Origin of the sequence: Dyadobacter sp. CY323, assembly GCF_021390245.1 — a bacterium.
Lineage (GTDB): Bacteria > Bacteroidota > Bacteroidia > Cytophagales > Spirosomataceae > Dyadobacter.
The window spans coordinates 13,983-30,718 of record NZ_JAJUXH010000024.1; the positions used below are offsets into that span (position 1 = coordinate 13,983).

The window sequence follows — 16,736 nt, forward strand, 5'->3', positions numbered from 1 at the left end:
CATTTTGAAGCATCACTCGGATTTATACTTACTGGCTCTTTTGAAAGACGGTGACATTAAAGCGTTTGACAGGCTTTTCCTCAAGTACTACAAGCTTTTGTGCGCCAATGCTTACTCGCTGTTGCGCGACGAACAGGAGGCGAAAGACATTGTACAGCTATTCTTCGTGGAAATGTGGGAAAGAAAGCTGTTCATGGGTCTGGAAGGAGATATTAAAGGTTATCTGTATCGTTCTGTTCAAAACAGGTGTCTGAACCAGCAACGGAAACAGCTTATGGACCAGAAAAGACAGGAAATGTTTATCCAGACGCTGGAATCGTTTGAAATGGAAGATCAATGGATGGAACACGAGCCTGTGAACCTGCAGGATGCGTTGCTGGCAATGCCCGGGCAAAGGCGCGAAGCATTACAATTGGTTTATCTGCAGAATAAGAAATACCGTGACGCAGCGGATGTTATGGGGATCAGTATCAACTCTCTCAAAACGCATTTGAAGATCGGATTGAGGGTTTTACGCGAGAAATTGAATAAATGACATCGGCATATCAGCATATACGGCAATTGTACTACGAAAACCTGACGGAAACGATCAGTGAGGAAGATTACGCGCAGTTGCAGTTATGGCTTAAAACGGACGAACATGTCCGGGCGATCTGGTCGGCTCTGGAAGAAGAAAGCGGTCAATTGAATATGCAAGCTTTCGTGGATGACATTGAGCCCGAAAAGGATCTTTGGAAAATAAGGGTAAAAGCTCCGGTCTCGATTTCCTTTACATGGAAGCTGGCCGCCGCCATGCTTGCCCTCGCCGCAATCTGGTATTTTGTCCCCAAAAAGCAGGATCAGCTTGCCCGTGATGTGAAAGGAAAGGAATATCAAATACCTGTTAATAATGGTATTACCCTGACAACGCCGAACGGAAAAGCCATCACGCTGACCAAAGACGGAACGCAGACGATGGAACTGGGAGATGTGCGGCTTGATAACAAAAGCGGGACTTTGACCTATTCGGGAGGAGCCCAGGAAACCACATTGAATGAACTGTACGTTCCGGCGAAAGAGAACTATGAGATCGTGCTGGCCGACGGGACAAAAGTCGCACTCAATTCAGAGACAAAATTGCGGTTCCCTTTCCATTTCGGAGGAAAGAGTCGCGAAGTTTATGTAGAAGGGGAGGCGTTTTTTGAGGTAAAAAAGGATGCGGGCCATCCATTTATCGTGCACACGGCACTGGCTGACATGGTGGTTACAGGCACCAGTTTCAATGTGAATACGTATGATAAAAAGTTTGTCAAAACCGCACTTGTCGAAGGAAAGGTGCAGATCAGAGCGGGGGAGCAACGGCCGATAGATTTGTTGCCAGGCTTTCAAGCGACCGCAAATGCCGGCAGGGATCCGGACGTTGGGCGGTTTGACGCCGATGAGGTTTTATCGTGGAGAAATGGAATGTATTACTTTCATAACCAGCCTCTTGGACAGCTGAGCAGCTTTATTGCGAGATGGTATGGGATTGAAGTGATTTTTGACCGTGAACAACTCAGAGTTCATCCGGTGTCCGGTCTGTTGGAAAAAGGGCGGCTCGATGAATTTTTAATAGACCTTAAAACAACCTCTGGCATCAATCATCATATCGAGGGCACGAAACTGCATTTAAAATAAAAAAATCTTCCACGTCCATTCACCCGGTTTGTTAAAAACGGTGTAGTTGTTTTGAAAGTAATAACTGACAAACACTAAACCCGTATGAAACAAATTTTATTCAAAGACTGGTGGTTATCCTCCAGTCACATCGCCCGGTACCTGGGCCTCGCCTTCATGTGCATTCTGATGGCCAACTCACATGCGCAAGCATTGGATGAGCAACAGAAAGTAACGATTTCCGGCAAGAACATCAGTTACCAGAAGGTTTTTCAGGCCATTAAGAAGAAAACCGGCCTGACAGTGTTTTACAGTAATGAGTTACTGAACGATGCGGAAAAGATCAGCCTGGATTTTCAAGACGAAGACCTGGAAACCGTTCTCGATTTTATTCTGCGCGAAAAAAAGATCGGATACGAGATCCGGCGGAATAAAGTGATCGTGCTTTCCCGGAAGTCGGAAAAGCAGGAAAGTTTCAAACCGTTGCCTACGCCGGCGGCTGCAAAAGAAGTGCGTATAGCTGGCAGGGTTACCGACGATAAAGGTGAAACATTGCCTGGCGTGAGCGTTTTACTAAAAGGTAGTCAGCGTGGAACCACCACCAGTGAGTCGGGGGATTTTGAGCTGGAAGTACCTGATGCAAATGCGGTCCTCGTTTTTTCATTTGTGGGATATCTGAGCCAGGAAGTCACTGTGGGAAACCAGGGCCGGCTGGACGTTACCTTGCTGGTAGACAACAAAGCTCTGGAAGAGGTGGTGGTAGTCGGCTACGGCACACAGGCCAGAGCTACGCTTACCGGCGCCATTGCAACCACAAAAGGGGAAGATCTTAAACAAAATCCGTCGGTAAATCTTTCCAATTCACTGGCTGGCCGTTTGCCCGGAATCATCGCAAGTAATCGATCAGGGCAACCTGGAAGTGGTTCCTCGATCCTCATCCGCGGGCAGAGCACATTGGGTAACAATAGTCCGCTGATCGTGATCGACGGGGTGTGGGGACGCGGTGGATTTGAGCAGATCAACCCGAATGACGTGGAAAGTATCTCCGTTTTAAAGGATGCTTCTGCCGCCATTTACGGTGCGCAAGCTGCAAATGGCGTTATTCTCATTACCACTAAAAGAGGGGCATCCGGCAAACCGGTTATCAGTTATACCGTCAACCAGGGTATCTCTCAGCCAACCAGGCTGGCGAAAATGGCGAATTCTGCTACCTATGCGGAGTATATGAATGAGTTGCTCAATTATCAGGGCCAGGCCGACCGGTTTTCAGCCGATGACATCGAGAAGTTCAGAAATGGGAGTGACCCTGATAATTTTCCCAACACAAACTGGCAAAAAGCGGCATTGAAAAATTTCAGCACGCAAAGTCAGCAGAATATCTCGGTACGGGGCGGGAGCGAAGAGGTCAGGTACTATGTGTCCGGAAGCTTTGCGAACCAGAACGGGATCTTGAAAAACAGCAACATCGATTACAAAAATTTTATAATCAGGTCTAATATAGACGCCAATTTATCTAAACACATCCGGGTAAGTCTCGACTTTTCGGCCAATCACAAAACGTCGGTCCTCCCGTCTATGGGCGTGGGTTCCATATTTCAGACGGTATGGCGCAATTATCCATTTTTGCCGGTTTACCATCCGAATGGATTGCCTGCACCCGGGATTGAACGAGGGGAAAATCCGGTGATCATGGCTTCGGATGCGGCGGGTTATGAAAGTCAGAAAGACAATATCTATCAGACCATGGCTTCCTTTGAGGTGAAAATTCCCTGGGTGGAAGGTCTTGCAGCGGATGGATTTCTGGCGCACGACCGGAATTATAATCCCTATAAACTGTTCAGGAAGCCCTGGAAAGTATATGACCGGAATGCAGCAACGGATGTTTATACGGAAAGATTGGGCGGTACCGTAAACCAGCCGACACTGAGGGAAGCGTTCACTACCTCCAACCGCACGACGTTCAACCTGCGTGCCAAATATGATAAGACGTGGCAGGCACATACGTTGAGCACCTTTGTCGCTTTCGAACAAACGGAGACCGTCGGTAACGATTTCTGGGCTTTCAGAAGAAACTTTCTCAGCAGCGCGGTAGACCAGCTTTATGCAGGTGGCGTAGCCGACAAAGACAACTCGGGAACGGCATTCGAAACAGCCAGGCGGAATTTTTTCGGAAGGGTCAATTATAATTTTCAGGAAAAGTATCTCGTCGATTTCAACTTCCGCTACGATGGTTCGCAGAATTTTCCGGAAGGTCGCCGATACGGTTTCTTCCCGGGTGTTTCGGCGGGATGGAGGTTATCCGAGGAAAATTTCATCAAGAATAGCCTGACTTTTGTCGATAACCTGAAACTGCGGATGTCTTATGGGAAAATGGGCAATGATCAGGTGGATGCATTCCAATATTTGTCCACCTATGCGTTTGCTGACGGCTACTATTTTGCCGAACCGACCACACAGCTTAACCGCGGGCTGACTCCTAATCCGGGCATTACCTGGGAAGTAGCAAAGACGGCGAACGTCGGTCTGGAAGCGACTTTCTGGAAAGGTCTGCTGGGAATCGAATTTGACGTTTTCAAAACAAGAAGAAACAACATTCTTACTGCCCGAAATGCATCTGTGCCTGCCTATACGGGACTTATTCTCCCGACGGAAAATATCGGGATCGTTGAAAACAAAGGTTTTGAATTTCAGGTATCACACCAGAAGCGAAGCCAGAAGCTTAGTTACCGGCTGGCAGCGAATATGTCTTTGGCAAAAAACAAGATCATTGACATAGATGAGCCGGCAAACCAGCAGGCGTGGCAGATGCGGACCGGATACTCGATGGGTACCAACCTTTATTACGATGCGGTCGGCATTTATCGCACCCAGGGAGAAATCGATAACTCGGCGCATCCTGTGGGAACGAGGGTTGGCGATCTGCAATACCGGGATGTGAATGGCGACAAGCTCATCGACGCGAAAGACCGCATCCGGACGGAGTACACGAATATCCCGCAAATGTCATTTGGGTTTACCGCCGGGGCCAGCTACAAAAATTTCTCGGTGAATGCATTGTTCCAGGGACAGGCGCGGGTCAGCCAATACATTTTTCTGCAGTCGGGATTAGCAGGGAACACTTTGCAGGAAATGGCCGACAACCGTTACCTGCCGGGCAGCATGGATTCCAAGTATCCCATTTTGCCTACTTATGAAGCTGAGATCAGTGGGTACCGGTCTACATTCTGGTTGAAAGATGCCAGTTTTTTGAGGCTCAAAAACCTGGAACTGGGGTACGATATCCCTTCCTCTATTTTGTCGAAAGTTAAAGTCAGTAACCTGCGCATTTACCTGAATGGATCGAACCTGTTTACCTGGGATAAACTGAAATATTTTGATCCGGAAGGCAATAGTGAGACGGGTGGATTTTACCCGCAGCAAAAGATTTTCAACCTGGGCCTAAACCTTTCTTTTTGATCCGAAATCATGAAAAACACCAATACTATAAAAAAGAACCGGCTGCTGACCTTGTTTAAAAGCCTTGCCCTGGCTGCAGTTTTATTTCCATTGAACAGCTGCGACGAGTCGTTCCTGGAAAGACAGCCTTTGGATAAAATATCAGAGGCGGATGTATGGAGCGACGAAAAGCTGATCGAGGCATTTGTGAATTCCTGTTATAACGTGCGCCACGGGTTTCTGGTGGACTATTATATGATGCCACTTAGTGACGAAGCGTACCGCCGGGGACGTGAAACGTACCACCTGATCAACCGGGGGGAACTTACGCCTGTAAATAATACTGCGCTGGACCACTGGAGCAACTTTTACGGGATAATCACGAACTGTAACATCTTTTTCAGGAATATTGACAAAGCGCCAATCGGAGAACCGGTCAAAAGCCGCATGATCGGCGAGGTGACCTTTATGCGGGCTTATGCCTATTTCCGGCTGATCAGTTTGTATGGAGGCGTTCCCCTGATCACTGACGTATTTGAGCTGAACGATGATTTCTCTGTAATGCGGAATTCATATGCGGAATGTTCGGATTTCATTGTGCAGGAACTTACGAAAGCCAGCGAACTTTTGCCGCTCACTTATACCGGTGCGAACCAGGGACGGGCTACGAAAGGCGCGGCGCTGGCATTAAAAGCGCGCGCACTCTTGTACTCAGCCAGCCCGCTCCATAATCCTTCCAACGACAAAGTGAAGTGGCAGGCGGCAGCGGAGGCGGCGAAAGCGGTAGTGGACATGAATGCGTATAGTTTATATCCGAATTACAAATCGCTTTTTCTTACCCCATTTAACAGTGAAATTATCTGGTCACGGCAATTCAGGAATAATCAGAAAGTGGAGCATTCCATTGATCTTCATTTCTTTCCCAACGGTTCGGGCGGCTACGGACAGGTAAACCCGCTGCACAATCTGGTGGATGCATTTGAATTAAAAACCGGGAAGTTGCCCGCAGAAGATCCGGCCTACAATCCTCAGTCCCCATACGAAAACCGTGATCCGAGATTTTACGACTGCATTTTATACGACGGGGCCAAATGGCAGAACCGCGAAGTGGGCTCATATCTTCCCGGCGGGCCCGATTCCAGTGAAGGCGTGGAAGGCTGGAATGCGTCGTTCACCAGTTATAGTGTAAGAAAATTTGTGAATGAATCCATTGGCCGCCCGAGTGCGACCAACCTGGGCAATACGCCATGGGTGTTCATCCGGTATGCAGAAGTGCTGCTTAATTATGCGGAGGCAATGTATCAATTGGGTGATGAAAAAACCGCACGTGAATATGTGAACAAAGTCAGGAGCCGTGAAAGTGTGCAAATGCCTCCCGTCACTGAAACCGGCGCAAACCTGCTGAAAAGGATCCAGCACGAAAGACAAATTGAGCTGGTGTTTGAAGAACACCGTTTCTTCGATGTACGCCGGTGGAAAATTGCAATGGCGACCGACAATGAGGATGCAAAAAAGATGGTAATCACCCGTAATGCGGCCACAGGTGCGAAAACTTACAAAGTAGAAGTTTTTCAGCCCCGGTCTTTTAACGAGCGTAATCATCTGATTCCTATTCCTCAGTCTGAGATTGAGCGCAACGCGAAACTTGAACAAAACCCTGGCTACTAGTGTCCCGTTAAATTGAAAACAATGAAATACAACCTATTGATTATTTGTACCTGCTGTTTTTTGGGCTTGTCAACAGTGCTTTTTGCCCAGGAGGATCTTTCGGTTTACAGCTACTGGAAATACTACCAGAAAACAACCGATCAGCTTTTTTACAATGAGCTTAGCAACCGTGCTTTCGGGCAGCTGGAAAAGCGGGAAGCCGCCATTGCCAAACTGACTACAAAGGAACAATGGCAAAAACGGCAGGCGGAAGTCCGGGCGAAACTGGCGAAGTCAGTCGGCCCGTTTCCTAAAAAAACACCGTTGAACCCGGTAATTACCGGAACCTTGAAAAAGGAAGATTTTACGGTTGAAAAACTGTACTATGAATCCCGCCCGGGTTACCATGTGACCGCCGCGCTGTTTATTCCCGATAAACGGCAGGAAAAGGCTCCCGCGATCATTTTTTGCAGCGGGCACAGCGAGAATGGTTTCCGGAGCGAAGCCTATCAGCACCTGATCCTGAACTATGTGAAAAAGGGTTTCATTGTACTCGCATTCGATCCGATCGGGCAGGGGGAACGTATTCAGTACCAGCCGGATGAATTGAAAGAAGGTGCCACCGGTGAACATTCCTATGCCGGGGTACAGACTTTTGTTGCGGGACTGCCGGCAGCCAATTACTTTATCTGGGACGGCATACGCACCGTGGATTATTTGCTGACCCGAAAAGAAGTGGATCCTGCACGCATTGGCATCGCAGGCCGGTCGGGTGGGGGGACTCAGGGGGCATACATCGCTGCCATGGACGATCGGATCTTAGCCGCTGCTCCGGAATGTTACATCACTACTTTCGATAAGCTGATTAAATCGAATGGCCCGCAGGATGCTGAACAGAACCTTATGTATGGACTGGAAAACGGCATTGATATGGCGGATTTCCTGGAAGTACGTGCGCCGAAACCAGCATTGATCGTTGCTACCACGAGGGATATTTTTGCGATTCAGGGCGCGAGGGACAGTTATCATGAAACGAAAAAAGCCTATCAGGCTTTTGGGAAAGCGGAGCAGATTCAGATGACGGAAGATGATGCAGGGCACGCGTCCACGCTGAAAAACAGGGAAGCTACCTATGCCTTTTTTCAAAAATACCTGAACAATCCCGGAAGTCCGACCGATCTGAAAGTGGAAATGCTTACGGACAAAGAATTGCATGCTACGCCGGACGGACGGGTAATCCCATTTCTGAAAGGGGAGAGTATGTTTTCTTTAAATGAAAAATATGCAAAAGAACTTGCCGAGAAGAGAAAAAACGGTCGGAAACCGACCACTGATTTTCAAGCTGATCTAAGAAAGAAAGTGATCTCCATTTCCGGATTTGCAAAGTTTACCGGTAAAAACGACGTCGTGTTTTCCGGCCGGATGCACCGGGGGAAGTACGCGATTGAAAAATACCTGGTAAAAGGAAGCGGCGATTATTACATCCCCGTTCTGTGGCTAAAACCCGAAAAAGCTTCTGGAAAAACGGTTTTGCTGCTGAACGAACAAGGCAAAACAGAGGTTCTTCAAAAAGATAGACTGGCTGATCAGCTGGCAAATGCGGGCCATGAAGTAGTAGTTCCGGACCTGAGCGGCGTTGGTGAGCTTGGAAGCGGATTTATGAAAGGCGGCGATTCGGTGATCGACGAAGTCCCATTGAATCTTTGGTTTGCAGGTGTTTTGACACACAAAAGTCTGCTGGCGACCAGAGCTGAGGAGATCACGATCCTGGCGGATTTTATAAAGAGATCCGGGACGCCGAAAACGCTGATTACCGGCGCAGCGGTAGGAACCCTGACATCCGATCTGCTGCACGCCGCCACCATAGCCAATCCATTCCATAAACTGGTACTGATCCGGCCATTGGTATCTTACCAGTCCATTGCCGAGGAAAGACTTTACAAGCCCAAGTTTGCGCTATCGGCCGTGCCGGGCGCACTGGCTGAGTACGATCTTCCCGACTTGGTAGAGGTGCTGTCTTCAAAAGGACTGTTAGTGATTAATCCGGTCACCGCTACGGAGAAGGAGATTGATCACGACCGTGCGAACTCCATTTACCGTGAGGCATTGAAACAGGCACAACCCGGCGGTTTTGAAATTAAAAGCGGATTGAAATCAGATGATGTGACTAATTCTGTGATGTCGTGGATTAAGTAGCACGCTTCGCGGAATTTTCAGCCCACGTTCCCCTGGCGGAACGTGGGCTTTTCGCATTTAATGCCGTACGGCCTATGATTCATCCGGGAAGATAAGATCATAATATCGTTGTAATCATCGAGTTACATTTTTTATAGAAAAAATACGATCATTTGTTGGTATGGGAGATGTCTTTATGTCTATCGTATAGTGAACGAGCATGTTAACCCTAACCCTGAAATTATACGAGACAAGAAGATTAACTAAACCCCACAAAAAAAGCCGGCAATGTTCCAGCATTGCCGACTTCAAATTATCCCTGTATGATTGGCATCATTACCTCCGTGAGGAGGCGGGGACTGTTTTGCCAGTTTTCAATCTTTACAAAACAATCAAATCTATGAAGAAACATTTAAAGTACCGAGAGGTATTGCTTTGGACAATGCGAATAACAGCTACTCAACTCATGTTTGCCCTTTTGTTCTTGGGAAGTGGTTACGCGCGTGAGGGCAGCGCCCAATCCCTGCTTAGCCAGAAGATATCCATTTCGGCCCATGGGAGCGAAGTTAAAAAAGTGCTGAAAGAGCTTGAAAAAAAGGCGGATGTGCGCTTTGTTTTCAGTTCCAAGCTCATAAAATCCACAAGAAAAGTATCCGTTGCCGTTCAGGAAAAACCTTTATACGAGGTGCTGGATCAGGTCCTGACCCCGCTGGGATTGGAATACGAAGTGTCCGGGACCATTATTATCCTCAGAAGGTCGGAAAATTTGCCGGAAGCATCGCCCATTGACGCAGGTAATCCGAGAAAGAATGTTTCTGGTAAAGTGCTGGATGAAAAAGGCATCGGCCTACCGGGTGTAAGCGTTGTTTTGAAAGGAACCCAAACGGGAAGTCTGACAGATGCGGATGGCATGTTCACCATCCAGGTCTCCGATGAGCCGGCGGTGCTGGTGTTCTCTTTCGTGGGATATCTGAGTCAGGAAGTAGCGCTTGGGAGTAAAAGTGCCCTGGAAGTTGTCTTGAAAGTAGACGAGAAAGCGCTAAACGAAGTGGTCGTGGTAGGATACGGAAGTCAGAAGCGGTCTGACATCACGGGAGCCATTTCGTCCATTAATGTGAAAGATCTGGCGGGCGTTCCGTTGAGATCGATGGACCAGGCTCTGCAAGGCAGGGTGGCGGGTGTATTCCTGACACAAGGCGGTGGCCAGCCGGGAGCCGCCAACTCGATCCGGATCAGGGGCGGTAACTCGATAACCGGCAGTAATGAGCCATTATATGTAATAGACGGGGTGCCGATCTTCGTTGCTCCGACAGACGGGTCGTCCACAAGTTTGAACCCGCTGAACTCGATCAGTCCCTCCGATATCGCCTCCATCGAAGTTTTGAAAGATGCATCCGCGACGGCGATATATGGTGCACGTGGAGGAAATGGCGTTATTCTGATCACTACCCGCCGCGGGAAATCAGGGGAAAGCAAAATCGACGTAGACATTTCTTATGGTGTGCAGCGGGAGCTGAAACGGTACGATTTGCTGAATGCAAAGCAGTATCAGACGTTAGCGAACGAAGCAAGCCAGGCAGATGGCGGGCCATTGATTTACGATCCCGCATCGAATCCGGAAAACACGGATTGGCAAAGCTATATTTTCAGGGAGAATGCGCCCATTCAGGATTATAAAATATCTGCATCGGGCGGTGACAAGAACACGCAGTATTTGCTGACACTCGGATATTACAACCAGCAGGGGGTTATCAAACAAACAGACCTGGACCGTTATTCCCTGCGGTTGAACCTGGACCGGCAGATCAAGGAACGCATTAAGATTGGTACAAACCTCACATTCAGTAATGTATCATCCAAACGGAACAGGACATCCACCATTGTTACCACCGCCCCTAACTTGCCTGTTTATCAGCCCGACGGCAGTTACACCCGCTACGACCGGGAAGGAAATGGTTTCAACAATCCGGTGGGACTATTGAACGATGCAAGAAGTTTGAATAAAGTGTTCCGCGGACTTGGAAGTGCCTATGCCAATATCGAGCTGTTAAAAGGCCTCAACTTCCGCACTATGTGGGGGCTTGATGCGAGTTTTAATAAAAGCGATAGTTACACGCCGCAATCCGTTCACACCGGCGCGGAAGTGGGTGGTAATGCATCTGTGAGTACAAACCAGAACCTGGTTTGGTTAAATGAAAATACCCTTGATTTTACCAGGGTTTTCAATACCAGTCATAAGATCAATGTCCTTGCAGGATATACCCAGCAAAGTGCCAGGTATGAATCGCTGAATGCCTCTGCAACGGGATTTCTGAATGATAATACGGGTAGTAACAACTTAGGTCTCGGGAATCCGGGGCAGGCCACATTGCCTGGTTCTTCCACAGCGGCCTGGTCGATTTTGAGCTGGATCGGACGTGCAAACTACACATTCAACGATCGGTACCTGTTTACATTAACGGGCCGGTACGATGGATCTTCCCGTTTTGGAAATAACAACAGCTGGGGTTTCTTCCCGTCTGCCGCATTTGCGTGGAGGATCATCGAAGAACCTTTTATGAAGAACTTGAAAAACGTGAGCGACCTTAAACTTAGGTTAAGTCACGGAGTTACCGGAAATCAGGACGGGATCGGAAATTACCCTGCACTGGATCTCTGGGGAGCGGCCAACTATGTGTTGAACAATGTAATAGCCACGGGTATAACCCCGACGCAACTTGCAAACCGGCGGCTGAGATGGGAAAGTACGGCGTCTACGGATGTCGGTCTGGAATTAGGGATGTTCAACAACAGGCTTACTTTCGTGGTGGATGCTTATTATAAAAAGACATCCGACCTGCTTCTGAGTGTAAGTGTTCCAGCCACATCCGGTTTTATTAATGGGACCAAAAACATTGGCTCCGTTGAAAACAAAGGATTGGAATTCACGGTTAGCGGCGTTCCATTTGATGGGAAATTTACCTGGAACACCAGCTTTAATATTGCATTTAACCGAAATAAAATCCTGAACCTCGGTGTGAGCGACGAGCTGATCCCGGCGACCGATAAAAAATCGGCATTGTTGAAAGTGGGACAGCCTCTCGGGAATTTTTATGGATATGTCAGCAACGGACTTTTCCAATCCGCCCAGGAAGTATCCGAAGGCTCGCAGCCAATGGCGCAGGCCGGCGATGTGCGTTTTATAGATTTTAATAATGACAAGGTGATCAACGCCAACGACCGCAGGGTGTTGGGAAATGCACAGCCCAAATTCTACGGAGGGTTGAACAACACATTCTCGTACAAAGGTTTTGAGTTGTCCGTGTTCCTTCAATTCGTATATGGCAATTCCATTTACAATGAGAACATCCTGAATCTCGAGAACATGCTGGGCCAGGCCAATCAGAGTGTGGCGGTACTGAATCGCTGGACGCCGGAAAACAGAGATACCAACATTCCGAGAGCGACCACAACCAAACCTACGGGCGATCCATACGATCGGTATGTTGAAGACGGTTCCTACCTGCGTGTGAAAAATGTGCAGCTGGGCTACAACATCCCCCTGAAAAGTTCGAAGATCAGTTCTATTAAGGCATTTATCAATCTGCAGAACCTGTTTACGTTCACGAAATATTTGGGATTGGATCCTGAGGTGAACCGGTACGGAGGCAGCAATGTACTGCAAGGCTACGATCTGGGTGCTTATCCAAATGTAGGCACTACCACCGTGGGACTAAGTATAGGGTTTTAATTAAAGATCTAAATAAAAATAGTTATGCGTTCGATTCATATACTCGGATTGATACTGGCGATGGTAGCCACCTCTTGTGCGGAACTGGAACAGATTCCGGACGGAACGAATACCACAGTGAGCCTTTTTAGAAATCAAAAAGATGCGGAGGCGGCTGTGAACGGCATGTACTCCGCGCTTCAATCCCAAAACCTTTACAATCAATACAATGAAAACCTCCAGTCCCAGGGAACGGATGATGCCGAATGGGGATTTGGGCGTAACACCAACAATACCGACAAGCTGGCGGTGGACAAGTTCACCTACACAGCTTCCACGAACCTGGTGTATGCATACTGGAGAACCTTATATCAGAACATCAACCGCGCAAATCTGGCGATCAAGTACATTGACCCGATGAGCATTCCCGACGAAAAAAAGAAGCAGTATCTCGGTGAAGCGCATTTCATCCGTGGCCTGATGTTTTTTACATTGGTGAGGTTGTATGGAGAGGTGCCGCTCGTTCTGGAAGCGACCGAAGATCTCGACGATCTGGAAGTGGCGAAAGAATCCATTGACAAAGTGTATGATCAGATCCTTGCGGATTTTCAGCACGCAAAAACGAATCTTCCGCTGACTTATCCGGCTGTTGATAAAGGCAGAGCTACTAAAGGAGCTGCGATGGCGATGCTGGCAAAAGTCTATGTGACCCGTAAGGAATGGCAGAAAGCGGCGGACGAAACGCAGGAAATCATCGCGCTCGGAAGCTACTCGCTTTGGCCGACTTATGAAGAGGTTTTCAGGATTGCCAACAAAAACAACAAAGAATCGATTTTTGAAATTCAGTACCGCAGCCTGGGAAGCATTGGCAATAACAATGGTTCCACGTACAATGGTTTTTTCAGACCTCCGGCAAACGTTTTGCCACCTGCGGCGGGCAAATTTGCCGGCTACGGGGATAATCCGGTGACCGAAAACCATTACAAATCGTATGCTCCCGGTGACCAGCGAAGAGAGGTGAATGTGCGATATTTCCCGAATGCCCCGAAGTCAATTCTGTATCCTTATTATGTGAACAAATACCAGGATCCCAATGCATTCAACGTAAATGACGGGGGAAATAACTATTACATCGCCCGCTACGCCGACATACTGATGATGAGCGCGGAAGTACTGCATGAGCTTCAGCCGGGAAGTACCGTCGCTTACGACAGGTTCAACCAGGTAAGACGCCGTGCGTTTGGCGTGCCATCGAACACGCCGTCGGTTCACGATCTGCCCACCGGACTTACGCCGCAACAGTTCCGGGACAGCGTACTTGTAGAACGCAGACGGGAATTCGCATTTGAAGGCCACCGCCGGTTTGATCTTATCCGTATGGGTAAGCTGAAAGAGGCCATGACCAGGCAGGACCCTACCATTAAGGTGGAGGACCGGCATCTGCTGTTGCCAATCCCCCAGGACGAACTGATCGTCAATCCGTTGCTGAAACAGAATGAGGGCTATTGAAATGTTTCGGTTCACAAAAAATTGACTCTTAACTCATGAGTAAAATAGTGGCTTTTTGTTCCACACTGCTTCTGCTGGCAGTGATAGGAGGAAGTGTGTCGGGACAGTCCTGGCCGAAAGTGAAAGACGTCGACCTAAGCAAGCTAAGTCCGAATGATTTTAAGGATGACGAGCTGGATTTGCCTTATTATCTCAAACATTTTCACACCGTGGCGAACAGTGTGATCGAGAGCGGGCCCGACAAAGGGTATATATCCCTGGCAGTATGGAGAAGGCCGGTGGATAACAAGCCCTACAATGCCCGGATCATGGAAAACATCTTGTCCCTCGCCTATTTTTACGCAACAGACCGTCCGTGGAACCCCTATTTCAAATCGGAAGCGGTGAAAGTCCGCATGGAGGCGGCACTGGAGTTTTGGCTCAGAATGCAGCATAGCAGCGGGAAGTTCAGCGAATACGGGCCGGAAAAATGGAACCTGGCTGGCACCTCTTTTGCTACTTTATGCATGGGACGGACGTTGGAACTGCTTCAAAAATCGGGCGGCATTGATGCCCGGCTTTTCAACAGGGTGAAGGCTGCGCAACGGAAAGCGATCATGTTTGTGCTTGATGACGAAGAAGTTTACGAGCACGGGAAGAATTATACCAACCAGTACACAGCTTCCTTTCCCGGTGCGCTTGCCTATCTGAAGATGTATCCGGAAAAAGAAATGCAGGACAAATTCGAGCGCAGGCTTGAACAGACTGGAAAAGATTTTCAGAGTCCTGCTGGCTTTTTCTACGAAGCAGGAGGGACGGACCATGGCTACAACATGAACACGCATCACAGCAATTCGCGTATCATGTACGATTACACGCATGGTAAACCGATGGCCCGTGCGATTGAAAAGGAGGAGGAAAAATTCGTCGAGTGGTTAGCTTTCAATGCCGTGAAGGAGCCTGGGAGCAAGTACTTCACGCTGAACCGCGGCACCGAAACCCGGACGCCCGCACCCGTTGTGGCCAACTACATTGTGAAGAGCCCGCTGGGGGAACACGTGGAACTGCTGCGTGCTTTTACACCTGCCAAAGAAGAAATCACGGAAAATAACCGAAACAAACGAAAGGTTCTGACCGAAAAGTGGCCGGATGTGGGCAAGCTTGATACCTACTCGCCGACGAACTTGCTGCATCTGAACCGCTATCAGTGGAATCCGAGTAAAGCGCAGCAGGCAGCAGCGATGCGCAAATTGCCTTATTTAAGCAGGGAGCGGTTTACCCATCAGCGAGTGGATAGCAAAGTTCCGGTGGTTTTTACGTTTGTGAAACGCAAAAACTATTACGCAGCTTTTAATTCGGGCAAAGTTACGAGCAGCCGCCAGCGTTATGGGATCGGGTTATTGTGGGACCCCGTAGCGGGCACGTTTCTGCAGTCGCATGCTGCGACCAAGGATGCTGCCTGGGGGACCAAAGGTCCCGGCGATCTGGTGTATGAAGCGAAAGACCTGTTTGCAGAGATGCGGATCAATGGCGAAAGGGTAAATGAGGCCGTCGGAAATAGAGATTTGGAGCTGGGTGTGTTGACGGTGCATTATCCCCTCGGAGAAGCGGGGAAAAAGGAACTGACCTTCCAGGAAAATGAAATACGCGTGAACGTCACACATCAGGCGGCTTTTAAAGAGTTTCTGCCGCTTTTGGTCCATGCGAAAGACGAAATAGACATTTCCCGCCAGGGTGTCGTGACCATCAGCAAGAATGGAAAACAGATCGAGATCGTGTACGATTCGCCCGAAATGGCAACGCTGCAAAAAACGGATATCAAAAGCGGGGATCAGGATGCGGTAACGATCGTTATCAGCGCCAGGGATAAGCTGACCTACACGATAAAGATGTAGCAATTTTTGCGGGCAGGTCTCCCTATTGACCTGCCTACTGGTTTTTCGAGGTCATACCAAATTAAAGTTTGAAGTTCTTTCAATATTCAAATTAAAATATTGAGTTATTTACTTGATATGTAATAATTGCCTGCTACTTTCGCATATACTTAAATAGGTATGTCATTATACAGCCAGGCAACGGATAGTGAGCTTACTTTCTTGTTACAAGAAGGTCGGGAGGCTGCATTTGATGAAATTTATAAGCGTCACTGGAAGAAATTATACAACGAAGCATTCAGACGCTTGCACGATGCGGGGTTATGTGAAGAAGTGGTGCAGGATGTTTTTATTGATCTGTGGAATAAAAGAGCGCAACGGGAAATCGAGAATTTGCTGCCTTATCTGCTCACTACCGTTAAGTATCAGGTTTTTGCGCTCTATAAAAAAAACAAGGCCTTACCTTATTTCGAGGAGCCGCTGGAACATATGGCGGTATCATCCTTGCATTCAGACTCCCGCTGTTTCGAAGAGGAACTGATTGCGGCAGTCAATTCCTGGCTGAGTCTGCAGCCTGAGGGCCGCCGGAAGATCTTCCGCATGCGATATCTCGAAGGAATGCCTACGAAAGAGATCGCCAGCGAATTAAACATTTCACACAAAACCGTTCAAAACCAACTCCACTCGTCGAAAGGAAGCCTGAAATTATCCATTTCGAAGCTGTTCTTCACTTTTCTCTGCTACTGTCTCACAGTGTCAAACTGACCGCGGGC

The 16,736-nt window shown here is 48.3% G+C and carries 9 protein-coding genes; all 9 read left to right on the forward strand.

Annotation, left to right across the window (positions count from 1 at the left end):
* Positions 1 to 4: 4 nt before the first annotated feature.
* Complete coding sequence (locus tag LZG72_RS25305; protein WP_233877935.1) at positions 5 to 535, forward strand: sigma-70 family RNA polymerase sigma factor; 531 nt, start codon at positions 5 to 7, stop codon at positions 533 to 535.
* Positions 532 to 1,656, forward strand: coding sequence for a FecR family protein (locus LZG72_RS25310; RefSeq protein WP_233877936.1), 1,125 nt, complete (start codon positions 532 to 534; stop codon positions 1,654 to 1,656). Before LZG72_RS25305 ends, LZG72_RS25310 begins: the two co-directional genes overlap by 4 nt.
* A gap of 84 nt (positions 1,657 to 1,740) precedes the next feature.
* Complete coding sequence (locus LZG72_RS25315) at positions 1,741 to 5,091, forward strand: TonB-dependent receptor (RefSeq protein WP_233877937.1); 3,351 nt, start codon at positions 1,741 to 1,743, stop codon at positions 5,089 to 5,091.
* Between the two features lie 9 nt (positions 5,092 to 5,100).
* Positions 5,101 to 6,738, forward strand: a complete 1,638-nt coding sequence (locus tag LZG72_RS25320) for a RagB/SusD family nutrient uptake outer membrane protein (RefSeq protein WP_233877938.1) — start codon at positions 5,101 to 5,103, stop codon at positions 6,736 to 6,738.
* 21 nt (positions 6,739 to 6,759) lie between these two features.
* On the forward strand, positions 6,760 to 8,913 hold the full coding sequence (locus LZG72_RS25325; protein WP_233877939.1) for an acetylxylan esterase: 2,154 nt from the start codon (positions 6,760 to 6,762) through the stop codon (positions 8,911 to 8,913).
* A 379-nt stretch (positions 8,914 to 9,292) separates the two neighbouring features.
* Positions 9,293 to 12,622 (forward strand): TonB-dependent receptor, encoded by a 3,330-nt coding sequence (locus tag LZG72_RS25330; RefSeq protein WP_233877940.1) that lies wholly within the window; start codon positions 9,293 to 9,295, stop codon positions 12,620 to 12,622.
* 24 nt (positions 12,623 to 12,646) lie between these two features.
* On the forward strand, positions 12,647 to 14,110 hold the full coding sequence (locus tag LZG72_RS25335) for a RagB/SusD family nutrient uptake outer membrane protein (RefSeq protein ID WP_233877941.1): 1,464 nt from the start codon (positions 12,647 to 12,649) through the stop codon (positions 14,108 to 14,110).
* A 35-nt stretch (positions 14,111 to 14,145) separates the two neighbouring features.
* On the forward strand, positions 14,146 to 15,984 hold the full coding sequence (locus tag LZG72_RS25340; protein ID WP_233877942.1) for a hypothetical protein: 1,839 nt from the start codon (positions 14,146 to 14,148) through the stop codon (positions 15,982 to 15,984).
* A 159-nt stretch (positions 15,985 to 16,143) separates the two neighbouring features.
* Entirely contained in the window at positions 16,144 to 16,728 is a 585-nt protein-coding gene (locus LZG72_RS25345; RefSeq protein WP_233877943.1) for an RNA polymerase sigma factor, read from the forward strand.
* The last annotated feature ends 8 nt before the right edge of the window (positions 16,729 to 16,736 follow it).